The following is a 17,870-nucleotide window of genomic DNA, read 5'->3' on the forward strand; positions in this document are numbered from 1 at the left end:
ATTTAAATGACAACAGGACAAATTATTTATTTAATTAGAATTTCCATTGAGAATATTATTATTCTTTCAGCGCCAATGTTGATTATAGCTCTTATAGTTGGTCTTATAATTTCAATTTTTCAAGCTGTTACATCTATTCAAGATCAAACACTTAGTTTTATTCCCAAGATTATTATAATACTTTTAACTCTTGTTATATTTGGTCCTTGGATTTTAAAAAAGCTTATGCTTTTTGCTTTTATGGTTTTTAGTCAAATACAAAATATATAATGTTGGATTAAAGTATGAATATGAATTTTTTAGTTTTAAAATCTTTTGTGATCCTGCCTGTGTTTGTTAGAATTTTTCTTTTTCTAAGGTTTTCACCTTTTTTTGCAACTATAAGAATGAGTTATTTAAATTTTTTCTTTGCTTTAATTTTGTCTATTATTGTTGTAGATAAGATAAATATTGTTTATCCTTTAGATAATTTGATTGCATTTACGTTGATATTGGCAGGAGAAGCCATTTTAGGTCTTATTCAGGCTTTTTTTGTAAGCATAATTTTTAGTGTTTTTCATTTACTTGGATTTTTTTTCTCAAATCAGATGGGTCTTGCTTATGCAAATATTTTCGATGTTTTTGCAGAAGAGGATAATTTGGTAATATCTCAAATATTTACTTGTCTTTTTTTGCTTTTATTTTTATCAAATAATGTTTTGTTGCGTTTCTTTATGATTGGAGTGCATGATTCTGTTTTAAATGTTAGAGTTGAAAATATGGTTAATATAAAGAGTTATGAATTTATTAAGTTGATGTTTTATTCTTTTGCTATTCTTTTTGAAAAAGCTTTGATAATTGCTCTTCCAATATTGGGAGTTCTTTTACTTTTATATTTAATTTTAGCTATACTTTCAAAGACTGCTCCCCAGATTAATTTATTAATGATTAGTTTTGCAGTTTCTTTGGGATTGGGATTAATTATTTTATATATTGGTTTTCCAAGTTTGGTGATGTCTGTTAAGAGAGTAATTGAACTTGCTTTAGAATCTATGAGGAATGCTTTAAATTTATTTTCTGAAACCTTAAAATGAATACTAGAAATGAATTTTTAAGTAAAAATTGGTATATACCTCTTAATTTTTTTGCCTCAGAGGATGAGGGTAGAACTGAACTTCCTACTGAACAAAAAAAACAAAAAGCAAGAGAAGAGGGGCAAGTATTAAAATCAACTGAAATTAATATGGCAGTTACTCTTTTCATATTATTTGCTGTTTTTTTCTTTATGTTATCTTATTTTTCTTACGAATTAATGGATGTTTTTAGGTGGCAGGCTAGTAAACTTCCAGAGATAATGTCGATTAGTATTTATTCATTGGGTTTTGCATACATTAGATCGATGTTTGGATATGTTATTACATTTTTTTTGATATCTTTTATAGTTGTTTTTTTAATTAATGTTGTGCAAGTTGGTTTTTTGATAACCTTTAAACCTATAGTTCCCAAGTGGGATAGAGTAAATCCAAATTTTTCAAAGTGGATTAAAAATTCTTTTGGTTCATTTGATGCTTTTTTTAATTTGTTTAAAAGTTTATCAAAAATTGCTATAATATCTTTTATATATTATATAATGCTAAGAAGCAATATAGGTAAAATCTCAAGAATGTTTGAATATAGTCTTGAAGATGGTATTTCTGTTATATTAAGTCTTGCTTACAGAATATGTTTTTTTTCAATAATAGTATTGATGGGCATTAGTATATTGGATTATCTTTTTCAAAGAACTCGTTATATTGAAAATTTGAAAATGACAAAAGAAGAGGTAAAGCAAGAGAGAAAAGAAATGGAAGGAGATCCTCTGCTTCGTTCTAAAATGAGGGAGCGAATGAGAGAGATTTTGAACGCTAATTTAAAAGTAACGGTTCCTCAAGCGGATGTAGTAATTACGAATCCGGAACATTTTGCTGTTGCTATTAAGTGGGATAGTAATACTATGTTAGCACCAAGGGTGATTGTGAAGGGGCAAGATGAAATTGCATTTGTAATTAAACAAATTGCCAGGGAGAATAATATTCCTGTGATGGAAAATAAGGTTCTTGCAAGGGATCTTTATGCTAATGTTGATGTTAATGAAGAAATTCCAAGAGAATATTGGGAAATTGTTTCTAAAATTCTTGTGAAAGTGTATTCTATTGCTAAAAAATTTAATTAGAGGTTAAGTTGTTGGATGCAAGAAAAAATTCTGTATTAGTATATTTTGGACTTAATAATAAAGCGGACTTGGTAGTTTCAGTTGGCTTAATACTTGTTGTTGCTAGTTTTATTTTGCCACTTCCTGCATTTATTTTAGATGCTTTGATTGCAGTTAATTTGATAATAAGTCTTTTAGTTATACTTATTGTCCTTTATTCTAAACGTTCACTTGATTTTTCAGTTTTTCCAACGCTTTTACTTGTGATGACTATTTTTGGTCTTGTTTTAAATATTTCTTCTACTAGGTTAATTTTGATAAAAGGAATAAGTTTTGATGGTCAAATGATAAGGGCCTTTGGAACATTTGTTGTTGGAAGTTCTGGAACTCAAGGTCTCTTTGTTGGTTTTATAATATTTCTTATTATAATTGCAGTTCAATTTATTGTTATCACTAAGGGTGCTACAAGAGTTGCTGAAGTAGCTGCTCGTTTTGCTCTTGATGCTCTTCCTGGAAAACAGATGGCTATTGATTCTGCCTATAGTTCTGGGAATTTAACAGAAGAGGAAGCTACAAGGCAGAAAAATGATTTGCAGGCTGAAGTAAATTTTTATGGTGCTATGGATGGTGCTTCTAAATTTGTATCAGGCAATGTGAAGGTTGGATTTTTAATAACGCTTATAAATATTCTTGGGGGACTTATAATAGGGGTTACTCTTCAAGGACTTAGTTTTAGCGATGCGGTTAATAATTATGTGTCTTTGACTGTTGGGGATGGACTTGTTTCTCAGCTTCCAGCGTTGTTAATTTCAACAGCAACAGGACTTATTGTTACTAGATCGATATCAAAGAATAGTTTTGGAGTAGAGATTATTGAACAATTTACTTCTTATTCAGGAATTTATTGGATTGTATCTGGGTTTTTATTATTTTTGGCATTTCTTCCAGGGTTCCCTACATTAATACTCATTCTTTTAGGTGTGTTGATGGCCTTTTTAGCTTATTCACTGTCTAACTTAGATAGGAATAGAGAACTTCATGAGAGACAAAAAGCCGAAGAGCAAATATTAAGTTATGCTGATAAGGAGATTGCTCCTGTAGTGCCACTAGATCCATTGGCTTTAGAGATTGGATATAATCTTGTTCCAATAGTTGATGATTCAAAGACCTCAGAACTTCTTGATCGTATTGTGAAAATACGTCGTGAAATTGCTCTTGAATTGGGAATAGTTGTGCCTAAGATTAGAATAGTGGATAATATGCGACTTGAACCAAATGAGTATTCATTTAAGCTTAGGGGAGTAGAGATTGGCCATGGGGAAATTAAGTTGGGTAAATTTTTGGTTATAAATGTGGGATCTGATTCTGGTATTGAAGGAGATCTTACAAAAGATCCTTCATTTGGACTTCCATCTCTTTGGGTAAATGACAATGGGAGGGAAATTGCTGAAAAATTGGGTTATACTGTAGTTGATCCTCCTTCAATTATTGCTACTCATATGACTGAGCTTATTAAGAGGCATGCTTATGAGATTTTGACACGTCAAGATGTTCAAAATATTCTTGACATTTTTAAAAAAGATTATGGAGCTATTGTTGAAGAAGTTTTAAAGGATTTTTCAGTGGGAGAGATTCAAAGAGTGTTACAAGGTCTTTTAAAAGAACAAGTCTCAATACGTAATTTAGTTACAATTTTTGAAACAATAGCAGACTTTACGAGTATTACTAAAGATACATTTTTTTTAATTGAAAAATGTAGACAAGCAATTGGAAGGCAGATAGTTAGTGGATATTTAAATTCTAATTTAGAACTTAATGTGATAACAATAAATCCAGAATTTGAGCAAAAAATAATTGATTCACGATTTGAGACCAATAACGATCTTATAAGTTCTCTTGAGCCAAATTTAAAGACTAAATTTATTTATGAACTTTTTAGACTTGTAAATGAGGTTCAATCACAAGGATATTATCCTGTTATACTATCGAGTGAATCTGCACGACCTGTAATAAGGGTCTTAACCAGTAGAGAACTTCCAGATATTGTTATTATATCTGTTTTAGAGGTTCCTAAAAATGTTAAAGTTAATGTGCTTAAAACAGTAGAGGTTGAAGAGTAGTATTATGGTTCAGTATTTTACAGAAAGAGGTCCAACCTATAATGAGGTCATAGAAACGGTTAAGAGGAAATATGGAAAGAATGCTAGAGTTATGACTTATAAAACAATAGCTCATGGAGGAATATTTGGCTTATTTAGTAGAGATTGGATTGAAGTTTCGGGTTATGTTAGATATGACATTGGACAACAGCAAATAAATGTCGAAGAGGAGAAACGTAAAATTCTTCAAAGCATTAAAAAAGAAGAGAGTTCTTCAATTGAGGATGTAATTAAGGAAGTTAAATCTCTGAAAAATGAACTTGCACATAAAAAGGAAGAAATTAATCATCCAACAATTTTAAAAATAGAAGATATTTTACGTAGTAATGATTTTTCCGAAAGTTATATTAGAGATATTAATAATTTTATTAAGAGAGAGTTTAGTTTATCAGATCTTGATGATTATGATAAAGTTAAAGATAGTGTTATAATATACATTGCTAAGACTATTAAATGTTCAGGTTCTATTATTGATAATCTTAAGAAAAGAATTTTTATTTTAGTTGGACCAACGGGTGTTGGGAAGACCACTACTATTGCAAAACTTGCAGCGATCTATGGAATTAATGGTGATGATAAAAGTTTGAATATTAAGATTATTACCATTGATAACTATCGTATAGGAGCTAAGAAACAAATTCAAACATATGGTGATATTATGGGGATTCCTGTTAAGGCGATTGAATCTTTTAAAGATTTAAAAGAAGAAATTACACAGTCAAAGGATTTTGATCTTGTTCTTATTGATACAATTGGTAAGAGTCCTAAAGATTTTATGAAACTTGCTGAGATGAAAGAACTTCTTAATGCTTGTGGTCGTGATGCTGAATTTCATTTGGCTGTGAGCTCTACTACAAAGACGGCAGATATTAAAGAAATATTTCATCAATTTTCTCCCTTTAGCTACAAGACCGTGATTTTTACTAAGTTAGATGAGACAACATGTGTTGGTAATTTAATAAGTTTAATTCATGAAATGAGAAAGGAAGTTTCTTATGTTACTGATGGGCAAATAGTTCCTCATAATATTAGTATTGCAGAACCGCTTACCTTTATCAAAAAAATAAATGGATATAGAATAAGTGATGATGTTGAATTTCTTCGGAAGCTAAAAGGTAAATCTTATTATTAAGGATAATATATGATAGAAGATCAGGCTCAAAGTTTACGTGATATTATGAGATTGAATAATAGGGCTAGTTTTGTTATTGATGATAAAATTCAAAATAATAGAACAAGATTTATTGCCGTTACTAGTGGTAAAGGTGGTGTTGGCAAAAGTAATATTGCTGTGGGTCTTGCTCTTAAGTATGCAAATCTTGGTAAAAAAGTTTTAGTTTTTGATGCAGATATTGGTATGGCTAACATTAACATTTTACTTGGAGTCATTCCAAAGTACAGTATTTATCACATGATTATGCAAGGGCGAGGTATTAAGGATGTAATAACAAAGACAGAATATAGTATTGATCTTTTAGCTGGTGCTTCTGGGACAACAGAACTTTTAGATTTATCAGAGACCGAGATGAATCAGTTTATAAAGGAGTTATTAAAAGTTTATGAATATGATATAGTGATAATAGATACCAGTGCTGGAATTTCAAGACAGGTTATTTCTTTTTTGTTTTCTAGTGATGATGTAGTTATTGTTACAACACCAGAGCCTACTTCTATAACAGATGCTTATGGCATAATCAAGGTTTTATCTCATAAAATGGAAAATTTAAAAAATTTAAGACTGGTTGTCAATAGAGTAGCTAATTTAAGTGAGGGAAAATTAGTGGCTAAAAAAGTCATTGATATATCAAGTCAGTTTTTGAATTTGAATATTGATTATTTAGGATATGTTTATGAAGATAAAAATATTAGAAATTCTGTTTTTAAACAGAGACCTTTTATTTTATTAAATCCCAATAGTAAGGCTAGTTATTGTCTTGATTCTATTGTGGCAGCTCTTGAAGAAATTACTCTTGATAATAAAAAAAGAAGGGGTGTCATAGGTTTTATATCTAAATTTTTTGGGATGGAATAGGTAATATGTTATTTACTAAGAGACGCAATTATGTTTTATTATTTAGTGCGTTTGCATTTGTTCTTGCGGTGATTCTTGGCATTTTTGCTCGCGTGTCTTTTATGACAGTATTGTTTAGAGCGGTTTTTCAGTTTATAGTTTTTTTCTGTATTGGGCTTTTACTTGAATTTATATACAAGAAGTATTTGTATGATCTGTTTCAAGATGATAGTTTGAGTGATGATACAAGGAAGAAGGATATTGATGAGAATAGTAACTATAAGCCTGAAACAGATGATAATAACTCTTTTTCTAAAAATATTACTCTTGATAAGAATAAAAGTGGTGATAATGACAATTATAGTTTTTCAGAAAAATTGAGTAACTATGATACAGTTGTTAAAGAGAGTAAATTAAATAGTAAGTTATTAGATCAAATTTCACATGTTGAGAATACTGATCCAAAAATTGTTGCTGAGACTATTAAGACTTTGATTAATAAAAAGGAATAATTATGGCTAAGATTAGCGATTTTGCCGATTTTAGGAATAGAATTAAAAATTATTTAGAAAGAGAAAATCGTATTAATTTAATAGAGGTGGAATCAGATACGCTTGAAGAGGCTTTAAATGATGCTTCTTTAGAACTTTCTGTTCCTTATAAAGACTTGAATTATGAGGTCTTGGTACGTGGAAATAATGGACTATTTGGATATGGTAAGAAAAAGTGGAAAATAGTTGCTTATAAAAATTCTTATTCAAAGTTTGGTGTTACTGATGTTTTGAGTTCACAAAGTGAATTTGAAGAAGTTGCGTCTCTGGATGGGAAATTTTTTATCAGGAAAACTTCCAAGGGGGTATTTTTGAAGGTTACTCCTGCTCAAGGAGATGGGAGTGTTGTTAAGTTTAAAGATGTAATGGATAAATTTGCTTCATATAGTAACATTAAAGATTTGGATGAAAATTTTGTTAGATCGGTTGTTGAGGCTTCTAATGGTAAGTATGAACAAGTATCTACTTTTGAGGCTGATCTTGTTGAGAGTGTAACTATGATGGTTCATATATCAGAAGATTCAATGTCAGTAACTATTGAATTTACTGTTCCTGGACCTAATGGTGCTGAAGTTTTGGAAAAAGATATTTATAGTATTCTTAAAAAATATGGAGTATCAGATCGAGCATTGCTTAAGAATAGAATAAAAGAATTTGTAGATTATCCTTTTTATGGTGAACCAGTTGAGATGGCAAGGGGAGTAAATCCTGTTAAAGGAAGAGATGCTTATATTAATTTTGTTGCTAAGAGTAAGTCTTCAGGTGAGTATGGTGCTATAGGTAATGAGTTTAGAAATGTTAATAGAGGAGATGAATTGGCAGAAATTATTCCCTTATCAGAGGGTATTGAAGGGTATACTGTTTTTGGAAAAATATTAAGCGCAGAGCATGGTCGAGAGCTGGATTTGATTTTGGGAGATAATACTTTCATGGAAGGAAATAAGATTATTGCAGAATGTGATGGGTATATATCTATTGCAAATGGTATTATTTCTGTGCATGATGTTTATGTTGTTGAGGGTGATGTTGGACCTGGTACTGGAAATATAGTAAATAATGGTATGGTTCTTGTTAAGGGAAGTGTTTTAGATGGATATAATGTTATGGCTAAGAGTGGAATAGAAGTCAATGGACTTGTTGGTAGGTGTAATTTGAGAACGGATGGTTCTATTGTTCTTCGCAGTGGGGCTAATGGAAAGGGTGGTTCAGAGATTTATGCAAAGAAGTCTATTAAGTCCAAATTTTTAGAAAATGTTAATGTACGATGTGAAGGCGATATTGAAGTTATAAGAGGAATTGTCAATTCGTTTGTTTCTTGTACAAAGAAGGTGCTCTGCATTGGAAAAAAATCTAAGATAGTTGGTTCTGATATTCGTGCAAGAGAAGAGGTTCGAGCATATTCTATTGGATCTGAGGGTAATGCTGAGACTTCTATTTGTGTTGGGTGTGATCCTGAAATAAAAGTTTTACTATCTAGATTTACTGAATATCTTGTGAAGATTGAGAAACGGTTGGAAGTTTTAACAAAAGATATTTCTGTTTTAAAGAAGAACATTCAATTTACTGTTGATAAAGCTGAGAAATCTTTAAAAATTGAGAGTTGTAATGAGCTTATTAATGAGCGAGATATTTTAATTTTGGAAATAAAGATGGTGAAAGATAAGCAAGAAAGTTTACAAGATGCGCTTGAAGATAGTAAGATTGATGGCAAAATTTTTGTTGAATACATAGCTTATACTGGCGTTAAGTTATATATTAAAGATGCTTATTATGAACTTCCAAGAGATTATCATAATATTACTTTTGTAGAGGATGACAATGTTATTAAAATGTTAGCTTATGTTCCTTTTAAATCTAAATAGGTTGTAAATTGTAGGAGGAGCTTTATGGATATTAATGGTTCATCTGAAGTTGTAAAGATAATTACACAAGGTGCTTTTAAGACTAGTGAAATTTCAAATGAAGATTTAAGGAAGAAGGAGATAAGAGAGAATAAAAATCTGAGTTTAAATCAAAGCAAGAGTTATCATGTTGATTCTGAAATAAATAGCATATATCCGACTGATGAGATCACGAATAATAATGACAATTATATTACAATGTCAAAGGTTAAGACTGCTAAGAGAAATTCGCCTGGCATATATGATATTAATTTTCATGATCCAAAAATTGGAAGAAACATTGATATTGAGCGATAGTTTAAGTATAGGACATTCTGTATGTTTGTTGTTTTTTGTTTTATTTTGATTATATTTATTTTTATATATTTTCATGTTTATATTAGTTTGAAAATCAAATCTAATAGTATACTTAGGAAATTTAGGAGTGAGGTAGATAAAACTATTATTGAAATTAATCAAGCAACTGATAGGAATATAAATATTATTGAAATAAAGATTGAAAGCTTAAATAGGATTATTAAGGAAGTTGATGAGAGGATAGAAATACTTGATCAAAGATTATTGGGATTTAATGCTCATTCGGTTTCAATTGGAAGTAATAATTTTAGCATGAAAGGGGATAGTGGTGTTTATAAGAGTAATTTAGATTATTCAATACCTACTATTGAGAAAAATATAATCAAGGAAGGATATAATATTCGCCAACAAGTTATTTCACTTTATGAGCAAGGGATGTCTTTAGAAGTTATTGCTAAAAAGTTGAAATTGGATTTGGGTGAAATTGAATTAATTGTTTCAATTCATAGGGGTACTTGATGGGAAAATGGATAGGCATAGATCTTGGGACTACAAATACTGTAGCGTCTTATTTTGATGCTAATTCTAGGGTTATATTAAATGATAGGGGTGAGAGAATGACACCTTCTATTGTGTCTTTTACAGATTCTGGTGTTATTGTTGGTAGTATTGCTAGACATCAAATATTGGTAAATCCAGATAAGACTTTTTATAATTTCAAAGTTGATATAGGTACCGAAATCTCTTATGAAGTGGGTAGTAATACATATAGAGCTGAGGATATTGCTTCTTATTTACTTTTAAATGTGAAGATGAATGCTGAGAAATTTTTAGGTACAGAGGTTTGTGATGTTGTAATCACTGTTCCCGCTTATTTTTCTGAAATTCAAAGAAGAGGTGTTGTAGAATCTGCAAGTCTTGCGGGATTGAAATGTCGTGCAATACTTAATGAACCAACAGCAGCCGCTTTATCTTATGCTTTTGAAAAACAAATAGATGGATTATTTCTTGTTTATGACCTTGGGGGTGGAACTTTTGATGTTACTCTTTTAGAAAAACAAAATGATACTTATACTGTTCTTGCAATTAAGGGCGAGAATAAACTTGGTGGAAATAATTTTAATGAAGTCATAGAAAGACATGTCTTAACCAGTTTTGAGAAAGAATATCCTGATATTAATTTAGATGATATTGTTATTATTGAACAGATAAGAGACAAAATTGAAGAAGCTAAAAAAAGTCTATCTATTATGGATGAGGTTAGTATTGTATTACCATTTCTTAATGGCAAACATTTGAATTATAAACTTAAGAGAGATGATTTTAATTCTATGATCAAGGAATTTATAGAGAAAACTATTAGTCTTACAAATGAATGTATTGCCGATTCAGGTGTTGATCTTGAACGTATTTCAAAAATAATACTCTCAGGAGGTTCAACAAGAATTCCTTTAGTTAAAGAGAGATTGAAGGAAATTTTTCCTAAAATTGAAGTATTGGATTCTTTAAATCAAGACGAAGTTGTTGCAAATGGTGCGGGAATTCATGCTTTTAGTCTTTCAAATAATAGTACTCTTATTGACTTTAAAGATGTAACACCTTATTCTCTTGGCATTGAAACTTGTAATGATGGATTTTTTACGTTGATTAAGAGAAATACTTTATTACCTGTTTGTGAGCGAAAAATCTTTACAACAACTAATGATTATCAGGAAGAGATAGAGATACATGTCCTTCAAGGTGAGTATAGGAAAGCATCTTTAAATTATTCTATAGGTAGGTTCTTTTTTAATAATATACAAAAGTCTTTAAGAGGTATTCCAAAGATAGAGATACTTTTTAGTTTGGATGAGAGTGGTATTTTAAGCATTTCAGCAAAAGATTTAGATACGCATGCTTCTAAGTCAATTCAAATAAGAATGACAAGTTCTTCTTTTGAGGGTGGTTTTGAAAACGAAGGTGTTCTTGCTTCATTAGAAGATATGGGATCTAATAGGGGGTTATAAGATATTATTAAATTGACTTGAACATTTATTTAAATTGAGATATTAATTTTGTTATTATAATTTTTTTTACAGGCAGTATATTATTTTTCCAATAATATCATTGATATTTATAAATCCATATTCTCTTGAATCAAGGGAAACTTTTCTGTTTTCTCCTATTACCAGGTAATGATCCTTTGGGATATATATATTTTCTAAATTTTTTAGATGTTCCTTATTTATATTAAAGTTTAAATTATGTATGGATATTACATTTTGTGGTAGCTTTGTAAATTTTTCGCCTGGTATGGCAAAAATTTTTTTAATGGATATTTTTTTTGTTATAGGGTCTTTAATAAGTACCATTTCGTTTTTTTTAGGCAAGCTCCATAACACAATATATGTTTTGCTGTTCTTTAGTCTTATTCCATAAGCTAGTTTGTTATTGATTATCCAATTTTTCTCTAAAATTTTTGGTGACATTGAAGAACCTTTGACTAAATGAAAAGACAGAGATATTTTGATGATTGATATCATTAATAATAAAGCCAGTATAATGGGTATTAATACTTGTTTATAAGTTTTGATCACTTTTTAAATTTCCAATTGAGATCTTTTAGCAAATTGAAATTTCTAGTGTATAATGAGTCATATCATGATTATACCAAAAAAGGATCAGAATGTATTAAAGAGAAATAGAAATTTTTTATTTGATAGGTCTATTAAAGGTAATTTTGAATTGAGAGATTTTGGTAATGTTCGTGACTTTCATAGAAAAAAACGGAAAAAATTTTTTCGTTTTATGAATATTCCAAAAAAACTTTTAGGAGTAATTCAGTTATTATTTTTGACTTTATTTGGTAGGATGGTAATCATTGATAATTATGAGTATCGATCTTCTTATAATAAGATTCGACTTAAAATGATTAATGATTATGATATCAGTCTAACTTATAGTTTTATTTTTAGATTTAATGCGATAATTTTTGTTTTAGTATTAATTTTTTACTTGAATATTTTTTCGTATTATGGTTCGTACATTTTTCTAAATAAACTGAGTTTTCCCAAGGATTATTTTATTGATACTTTTTTATATTATAGCGATCAAGATTTAAGTCAGATCAATAATCATCTATTTGGAGTGGATACAAATAATTATGAGGCAACTGTAAGGAAACCTTTTGTTTTAAAGGTAGTTAAACATAAAATTAATCCTGGGGAGACACTTTCTCATATTGCAGCCAGATATAGCATAACGAGTGAAACTCTAATTTCTTATAATGATATTAAAGATGTAAGGAGCATTAAGCCTAATTTTGTTATTAATGTGCCTAATATGAAAGGCGTTCTTTATACTGTTGAGAAAAGTGATTCTCTCTCATCAATTGCAAAAAAATATAAAATTCCCAAAGTAGATATTCTTGATGCTAATAATCTTGATAATGAGGTTTTGTATTTAGGTCAAAAATTGTTTATTCCTGGGGGAAGAATGGCTAAAGAATTACTTAGAAATGCTTTGGGCGAGACTTTTTTATTTCCAACTCAAGGTATTATTACCTCAGGTTATGGTTATCGTCCTGATCCTTTTACCAAAATTATTAGTTTTCACAATGGGATTGATATTGCAAATGTAGCTAATACACCTATTTTTGCAACAAAAGAAGGTATTGTGGTAACAGCTGGATTTAGTGTTGGAGGATATGGAAAATATATTATCATTTCTCATAATAATGGTTTTCAAACTCTTTATGCTCATTTAGGTTCTTTTGCAGTGAAAGTTGGACAGAAAGTTTCAAGAGGACAAATAATAGGACGTATGGGAAGTACAGGGTATAGCACGGGCAATCATTTACATTTTACTATTTTTAAAGATGGAAAAACGGGAAATCCTATGAAATATCTCAGATAGTGGGTCTATACGTATTTTGATATATCCAATGTTTTTAATATTTGTATTAGTTTCTTTCCTTCTATGAGGTCAATTAACCTACCTTCAATGATTTGTTTGGCTTTATCAGAAAATGTAGCTGGTGCAATACAGAGTCCTTTTAATTTGCTCTCTTTGGTTTTTGCAATAAGATCTTTTAGGAATAATTCTCCAAAATTTTTTTGATCTGTTCTTACAAATCGGACTATTAAATTTTCTTCCCATTGATTATTTGATAATTGGAAATTTATGTCTATAAATTGTGAAGTTATTTCATTTATCTTTTTATCTCTTACTTGAAACTTGTTTTTATAGAGTTTAAGGATAATTGCATTAGCTAAATTATCAAACTTTTCTTTTGGGCTTCTAAGATATATTCTTAATGCTAAATTTTCATTTAGTTTTTTACTAAATTCTAATTTTTCAGTAATTTTTTGATATTGTGGATCGATCCTTTCAACCCGAGTAAAGGCTTCAGTTGCTTTCTTGTAGTTCTCATGTTCTATATACAGCTCTCCTAGTTTGTAAAATAGTTTAAGGAATGTTTTTGTTGGTAAATCAGGTTTGATTTTCATCATTTCTCTAATGTTATCTTCTAATTTTGCTAAGTTATGATTTTTTGAATTGATTTCAGATTCAATTAAAAGAGCTTCATATATCCTTCCATCTTTGTTTCTTATTTTGTTTGCAATTGAAAATGCAAGTCGGTCCTGATTTAATTGGGATAGAGATTGGGCATATGCTAATAGAGCATCTACGTCATTTTGTATATATTTGCTTATGCTGTTAAATATCCCAACAGCTTTAGTATAGTTTTCCGTATGAAAGAGTATTATTCCTATATATTTTAAGGCATCCTTGTTATTTTTATCAAATTTATATATTTTTGTGAGATAATGTAGTGCTTCTTTATAATGTGTATTTCGTAGGAAGGCTATTCCAAGGTAATAATTTGCATCTACGTCGTTTTTTTTCAAGAGGTATGCTTTTTTAAGTAATTTCAATGCTTCTGCATTAAAATTCCTCTCAAGATTATAAAAACCGTAACTTAAGAAAGCCTTAAAAGAATCTATGCTTTGATTTGTAGGATTTTCTTCTATAAGTTGGCATAATTTTTTGGCATATTTAATACCATTTTCAAAGTCTTTATTGGAATAATAATAATCGTTTAGGGTTTGTAAGGCATTTATTTCGTTTGGATTTGTTTTTAATATGTTTATAGCTTTGTCTGTTAATTTTTTTGTTTTATTATGTTTACCTTTTTTTCTTATTTTTGTGTTTGATATTGCAATTTTGAAGAATAAAAATATCAAAAGAGATATTGCAGCTGAAGAAAGTATTATGAATAACGGTAGCACCCTAACTTCTCCTAAAAAGTCATATTTAGTAATATCATATAAAACAGTAGTTTATAGTCTTTGAGTATTTTCTCTGTTTAATAAAAGATTACTTGTAAGTTGAACATAGTATTAATTATATTATATTATTGTTATAGTTTAATTATATATAAATTTGTTTTTTACAAAAGAACAAAAAGGTTGGAATTTTTGAAAGGGTTTTTAGCCATAAGGCTGTCTAATGATGAATATTTTTCAATTTTAAGTTTGGATGATACTGCTGTAAAGAGAGTGGTATTAGGTAAGATTGCAGATGAGACTAATGTAAAATTGGATTTTTATATTAGTGAGCATGACGACTTTTCTAATTCTGTTATTATTGGGTCTTTTTTCTTAGATAATCTTAGGAAAGAGAGTGCTAATATAAATGTTTATTTCAAAATAGATTCGATGATGCTTTATGTTTATGGTGAGTGTGATGGAATTGCAAATAAGTCTAAGTTTGATTTAAGCTCAATTAATCTTGCTGTAGGTTCGGAAGAAATTAGTGATTTAGAGAGTGCTAAGTCGAGTGATTTGCCCGTTGGTTTTAGTGGTGTAGAGCGTGGAGAGGAATTTGTTAAAGAATTTGGCAGTGTTGCTGGGCAGTATGATTCTTTAGATGGTGATTTAGATAATTTTAATAATTTACCTAATTCCCAAAATTTGTCTGCAGACGAAGAGCTTTTTAGTAATGAGAATAATTTTGATTTATTATCTGGTTCTTTAAATTCAGATAATGGTACATTGGTAAGTGAAAATTTGGATTCTGATCTTAATTTAGAAAATTTTGATTTTGGCCTTACAGGAGATGGTTTTGAGAATAATATTGATGAGAGGAATGAAATTGAAGAACATGTCCTTAATGATAAAGATACTGTCAGTCGAGATGCTTTCGATTTAGATAATATTTCTGTTGATATTAGTGATTCGAGTGCTGCTTCTAATAATTCTGCTGCTAATGCTGTTAAATTAGTTGAAGATGAGGACACTGATTTTAAGAGTGTTAATGTTTATACTCTGCAAGATTCTTATTCTGATAATTTGAACGTTGAGGACATTATTACCGATCTTGATAATGGGTTGGGTGAGAGTGAACTTGATGATGTTACTTTGGATTTTAGTAAGGAAGATTTTGCTACAGATATTGAAGAGAGTTTATTGGATTTAGATTCGGAAGAGGGTTTAATTCAAACTTCTATGCTTTATTTAAGTCTTATTTCTTTATTTCTTTTGATATTTTTTTCATTGTTTTTGATTTTTTCTAAAGTATTAAATCCTAGAAATTTTGCAATTTATGGTTGTCCTTTTTATAGAGAAGAAAAAATTACTAAATGTGAAAATAGTAATTATGTTTAGTCAAATTATTTGTTTGTTCTTATTAAGTTTATTTTCTTGTTCTTTTGGGAAAGGGTCTTTAAATAACAATATAGTTAAAAGGAATGTTGATAATTTTGATTTAAGTCATTTGAATTGGTTATGGAATTTTGACTACGCAGGAAAAAATTTCGATGAATATTTTGGCATAGATTCAAATTCTTATGTTTATATTGCTTATCTTTTTAAAAAAATAGGATATGATAAAAAGTTTAAGGAATATATGTATAAGGCAATAAAGAATAGTAATGATATTGCATCTCAATTTGCTGGAATTAAGCTTCTTGAATATTATAATTCTAGAAGGGAATATTTTGAGGCTGAACTTGTTGGACGCAAACTTTACGAAAGATATGATAATAATAAATTTATTATATTAGGATATTTTAAAAGTCTTTATTGGCAAAAAAAGAATGATGAAGCTCTTTTGGTTTTAAATAAGCTTGAAAAGATGAATTTTGCACAATCTCAAGAGAATGAAAATCTTTTATTTAAGGCAGTGCTTTATTTTAATGCTTCTGATATTAAATCATCATTGATTTATTTCAGTAAACTATTTGAAGAATTGCCATCAGAGTATTTACACGTAAGGGCTCATGATTATCTTGTTCTTGAAGAGAGAGCCAGTCTTTTAAGTTCCGGTTTTTTTAATCTTGTTAAGTTTAAATCCTTGGTAGCTAATGGAGATTTAAAAGGCGCAATCAGTATATTAAATGATGATTTTAAGAAATATTATAATAATTTTGTGTTTTTAAATGATGTTTATAAAGCTTTTCTAGGTTCAGGCTATATTGGCAAAGCCTTGTCTTTTTTTAGTAGTTTAAATAGTGTTTATAAGGATTATTATTTAGGGCTTATTAATTTAAGATTAAAAAAGGACATAGGGTTTTTTACCATAGTTAAATATTTAGAAAATACTTCTCTTGAGAATGAACCTTATAGGTTAGACATACTTAATGAAATTTTTGGCAATTTAATATTTCTGAAGAATACAAGAAATTATTTTGCTCAAAATGTAGCTAAATTTTATACGGATAGGGATAGGAATAATCTTGGCTTTATTAAGGTATTAGATGAATATATTCTAGAGGCTGTGCAACTTAAGGATTATGATAATTTATATGCGCTTTATCGTAATGGTCAAAATATTATTGGTGGTGCTGTTTTATCTAAACTTGCCTTTATTAATGCAAGGCTTATACATCATAAATTGATTGCTCCTAAGTTGGGAAATGAGTATAATGAACTTTTGCGTTCTTCTATTAAGTATGATCGTATATCTTATGCCTCATTTATGAGCAAATATTTGTTGAATCAAAGTATTAATGATTTTTTTGAAAATGATTTAGATATTCATTATGATCAGTCTGATTATGAAAGGTTTTTAGAAGGGTTTTTAAAATTTAATCTGCATTCTTATGTTAGTGCTTTTGTTGCTAGTGATTTTAATAATGGTTATAGGTTTTCTCCTAATTTTTACCGTAACCTTTATGATGAACTTGTAAGACATGAATATTATTATGAATCTACACTTGCTATTAACTATCTTGTAAGACAAGATAACTCGGCTTTAAGTAGAGATGATTATAAGCGCCTCTATCCGTGTTTGTATAATGATTTAATTAGGTATTGGTCAGAGAGACGAAAACTTGAGCCCAGTCTTGTGTTTTCTTTAATAAAGGCTGAGAGTAGTTTTAAAGGAAATGCTGTGTCTAAGCCTGGTGCTATTGGACTTATGCAGATTATGCCTTTAACATCAGTTGATGTTTCTAGAGAAATTAAATATTATGATTATGATTTGAAACAACCAAAAGATAATGTTATCATAGGAACTTATTATTTAAGTAAAAGGATAAGAATGCTCGGAGAGGTATATAAAGCGCTTGCATCCTATAATGGTGGCATTGGAAATGTGCGTAAATGGGAGAGAGATTATGTGCATTTACCTAAGGAGCTTTTCATTGAAGCAATTCCTTTTGGGCAAACTAGAAATTACGTTAAGAAGATATTGGTTTATTGTGTGTTGTATGATGCTTTATATGAGGGTAAGGGAATGGATTTTATTATAGAATATATTATGGGTAAATTCCCCAAAAATTTTTAGGTTGTCGAGAAC

Annotated in this window: 15 protein-coding genes and 1 pseudogene; 14 read left to right on the forward strand and 2 right to left on the reverse strand. The window is 29.3% G+C overall.

Annotated elements, in window-relative coordinates; genetic code table 11:
* Nucleotides 1-6: 6 nt before the first annotated feature.
* From fliQ to R5397_RS03080, 11 genes and pseudogenes are all read left to right on the forward strand, one after another.
* On the forward strand, nt 7-270 hold the full coding sequence (gene fliQ, locus R5397_RS03030) for a flagellar biosynthesis protein FliQ (RefSeq protein ID WP_247065452.1): 264 nt from the start codon (nt 7-9) through the stop codon (nt 268-270).
* A gap of 14 nt (nt 271-284) precedes the next feature.
* Nucleotides 285-1,073 carry a flagellar biosynthetic protein FliR gene (gene fliR / locus R5397_RS03035; RefSeq protein ID WP_421622850.1) on the forward strand — a complete coding sequence of 263 codons (789 nt, stop codon included), beginning with the start codon at nt 285-287 and terminating at the stop codon, nt 1,071-1,073.
* Nucleotides 1,070-2,191 carry a flagellar biosynthesis protein FlhB gene (flhB, locus tag R5397_RS03040; protein ID WP_421622851.1) on the forward strand — a complete coding sequence of 374 codons (1,122 nt, stop codon included), beginning with the start codon at nt 1,070-1,072 and terminating at the stop codon, nt 2,189-2,191. The genes fliR and flhB overlap by 4 nt, the downstream gene beginning before the upstream one ends.
* Nucleotides 2,192-2,199: 8 nt before the next feature.
* On the forward strand, nt 2,200-4,290 hold the full coding sequence (gene flhA, locus R5397_RS03045; protein ID WP_421622852.1) for a flagellar biosynthesis protein FlhA: 2,091 nt from the start codon (nt 2,200-2,202) through the stop codon (nt 4,288-4,290).
* A 4-nt stretch (nt 4,291-4,294) separates the two neighbouring features.
* Nucleotides 4,295-5,461 (forward strand): flagellar biosynthesis protein FlhF, encoded by a 1,167-nt coding sequence (flhF, locus tag R5397_RS03050; RefSeq protein WP_421623061.1) that lies wholly within the window; start codon nt 4,295-4,297, stop codon nt 5,459-5,461.
* Nucleotides 5,462-5,473: 12 nt separating this feature from the next.
* The gene (locus R5397_RS03055) at nt 5,474-6,361 is read left to right on the forward strand and encodes a MinD/ParA family protein (protein WP_247066255.1); all 888 of its coding nucleotides are present in this window, start codon (nt 5,474-5,476) and stop codon (nt 6,359-6,361) included.
* Nucleotides 6,362-6,366: 5 nt separating this feature from the next.
* Complete coding sequence (locus R5397_RS03060; protein WP_421622853.1) at nt 6,367-6,852, forward strand: hypothetical protein; 486 nt, start codon at nt 6,367-6,369, stop codon at nt 6,850-6,852.
* 2 nt (nt 6,853-6,854) lie between these two features.
* Entirely contained in the window at nt 6,855-8,753 is a 1,899-nt protein-coding gene (locus tag R5397_RS03065) for a FapA family protein (RefSeq protein WP_421622854.1), read from the forward strand.
* A gap of 24 nt (nt 8,754-8,777) precedes the next feature.
* Nucleotides 8,778-9,089, forward strand: a complete 312-nt coding sequence (locus R5397_RS03070) for a hypothetical protein (protein WP_421622855.1) — start codon at nt 8,778-8,780, stop codon at nt 9,087-9,089.
* A 21-nt stretch (nt 9,090-9,110) separates the two neighbouring features.
* Nucleotides 9,111-9,666 (forward strand): annotated as a pseudogene (locus R5397_RS03075) (DUF6115 domain-containing protein).
* On the forward strand, nt 9,608-11,095 hold the full coding sequence (locus R5397_RS03080; RefSeq protein WP_421622856.1) for an Hsp70 family protein: 1,488 nt from the start codon (nt 9,608-9,610) through the stop codon (nt 11,093-11,095). Before R5397_RS03075 ends, R5397_RS03080 begins: the two are co-directional and overlap by 59 nt.
* Before the next feature lie 66 nt (nt 11,096-11,161).
* Here R5397_RS03080 and lepB read toward each other — a convergent pair whose 3' ends face one another.
* Nucleotides 11,162-11,665, reverse strand: coding sequence for a signal peptidase I (lepB, locus tag R5397_RS03085; protein ID WP_421622857.1), 504 nt, complete (start codon nt 11,663-11,665; stop codon nt 11,162-11,164).
* Nucleotides 11,666-11,729: 64 nt separating this feature from the next.
* Here lepB and R5397_RS03090 point away from each other — a divergent pair, with 64 nt between their 5' ends.
* On the forward strand, nt 11,730-12,983 hold the full coding sequence (locus R5397_RS03090; protein WP_421622858.1) for a peptidoglycan DD-metalloendopeptidase family protein: 1,254 nt from the start codon (nt 11,730-11,732) through the stop codon (nt 12,981-12,983).
* A gap of 5 nt (nt 12,984-12,988) precedes the next feature.
* Here R5397_RS03090 and R5397_RS03095 read toward each other — a convergent pair whose 3' ends face one another.
* A complete protein-coding gene (locus R5397_RS03095) occupies nt 12,989-14,359 on the reverse strand; it encodes a tetratricopeptide repeat protein (protein ID WP_247065442.1) in 1,371 nt (456 codons plus the stop codon).
* 189 nt (nt 14,360-14,548) lie between these two features.
* On the opposite strand from R5397_RS03095, the gene R5397_RS03100 reads away from it, so the two are divergent.
* Together R5397_RS03100 and R5397_RS03105 are read left to right on the forward strand one after the other, a co-directional pair.
* Nucleotides 14,549-15,736, forward strand: a complete 1,188-nt coding sequence (locus R5397_RS03100; RefSeq protein ID WP_421622859.1) for a hypothetical protein — start codon at nt 14,549-14,551, stop codon at nt 15,734-15,736.
* Nucleotides 15,729-17,858, forward strand: a complete 2,130-nt coding sequence (locus R5397_RS03105) for a flagellar assembly lytic transglycosylase (RefSeq protein ID WP_421623062.1) — start codon at nt 15,729-15,731, stop codon at nt 17,856-17,858. Before R5397_RS03100 ends, R5397_RS03105 begins: the two co-directional genes overlap by 8 nt.
* The last annotated feature ends 12 nt before the right edge of the window (nt 17,859-17,870 follow it).

The organism is Borrelia sp. MN22-0132 (genome assembly GCF_049201035.1).
Classification (GTDB): Bacteria; Spirochaetota; Spirochaetia; order Borreliales; family Borreliaceae; genus Borrelia; species Borrelia puertoricensis.

Coding starts and splice junctions, on each gene's coding strand:
- R5397_RS03060 (WP_421622853.1), top strand. CDS start 6,367: ATGTTATTTACTAAGAGACGCAATTATGTTTTATTATTTAGTGCGTTT.
- R5397_RS03090 (WP_421622858.1), top strand. CDS start 11,730: ATGATTATACCAAAAAAGGATCAGAATGTATTAAAGAGAAATAGAAAT.
- fliQ (WP_247065452.1), top strand. CDS start 7: ATGACAACAGGACAAATTATTTATTTAATTAGAATTTCCATTGAGAAT.
- R5397_RS03065 (WP_421622854.1), top strand. CDS start 6,855: ATGGCTAAGATTAGCGATTTTGCCGATTTTAGGAATAGAATTAAAAAT.
- fliR (WP_421622850.1), top strand. CDS start 285: ATGAATATGAATTTTTTAGTTTTAAAATCTTTTGTGATCCTGCCTGTG.
- R5397_RS03070 (WP_421622855.1), top strand. CDS start 8,778: ATGGATATTAATGGTTCATCTGAAGTTGTAAAGATAATTACACAAGGT.
- flhF (WP_421623061.1), top strand. CDS start 4,295: ATGGTTCAGTATTTTACAGAAAGAGGTCCAACCTATAATGAGGTCATA.
- flhB (WP_421622851.1), top strand. CDS start 1,070: ATGAATACTAGAAATGAATTTTTAAGTAAAAATTGGTATATACCTCTT.
- R5397_RS03105 (WP_421623062.1), top strand. CDS start 15,729: ATGTTTAGTCAAATTATTTGTTTGTTCTTATTAAGTTTATTTTCTTGT.
- R5397_RS03080 (WP_421622856.1), top strand. CDS start 9,608: ATGGGAAAATGGATAGGCATAGATCTTGGGACTACAAATACTGTAGCG.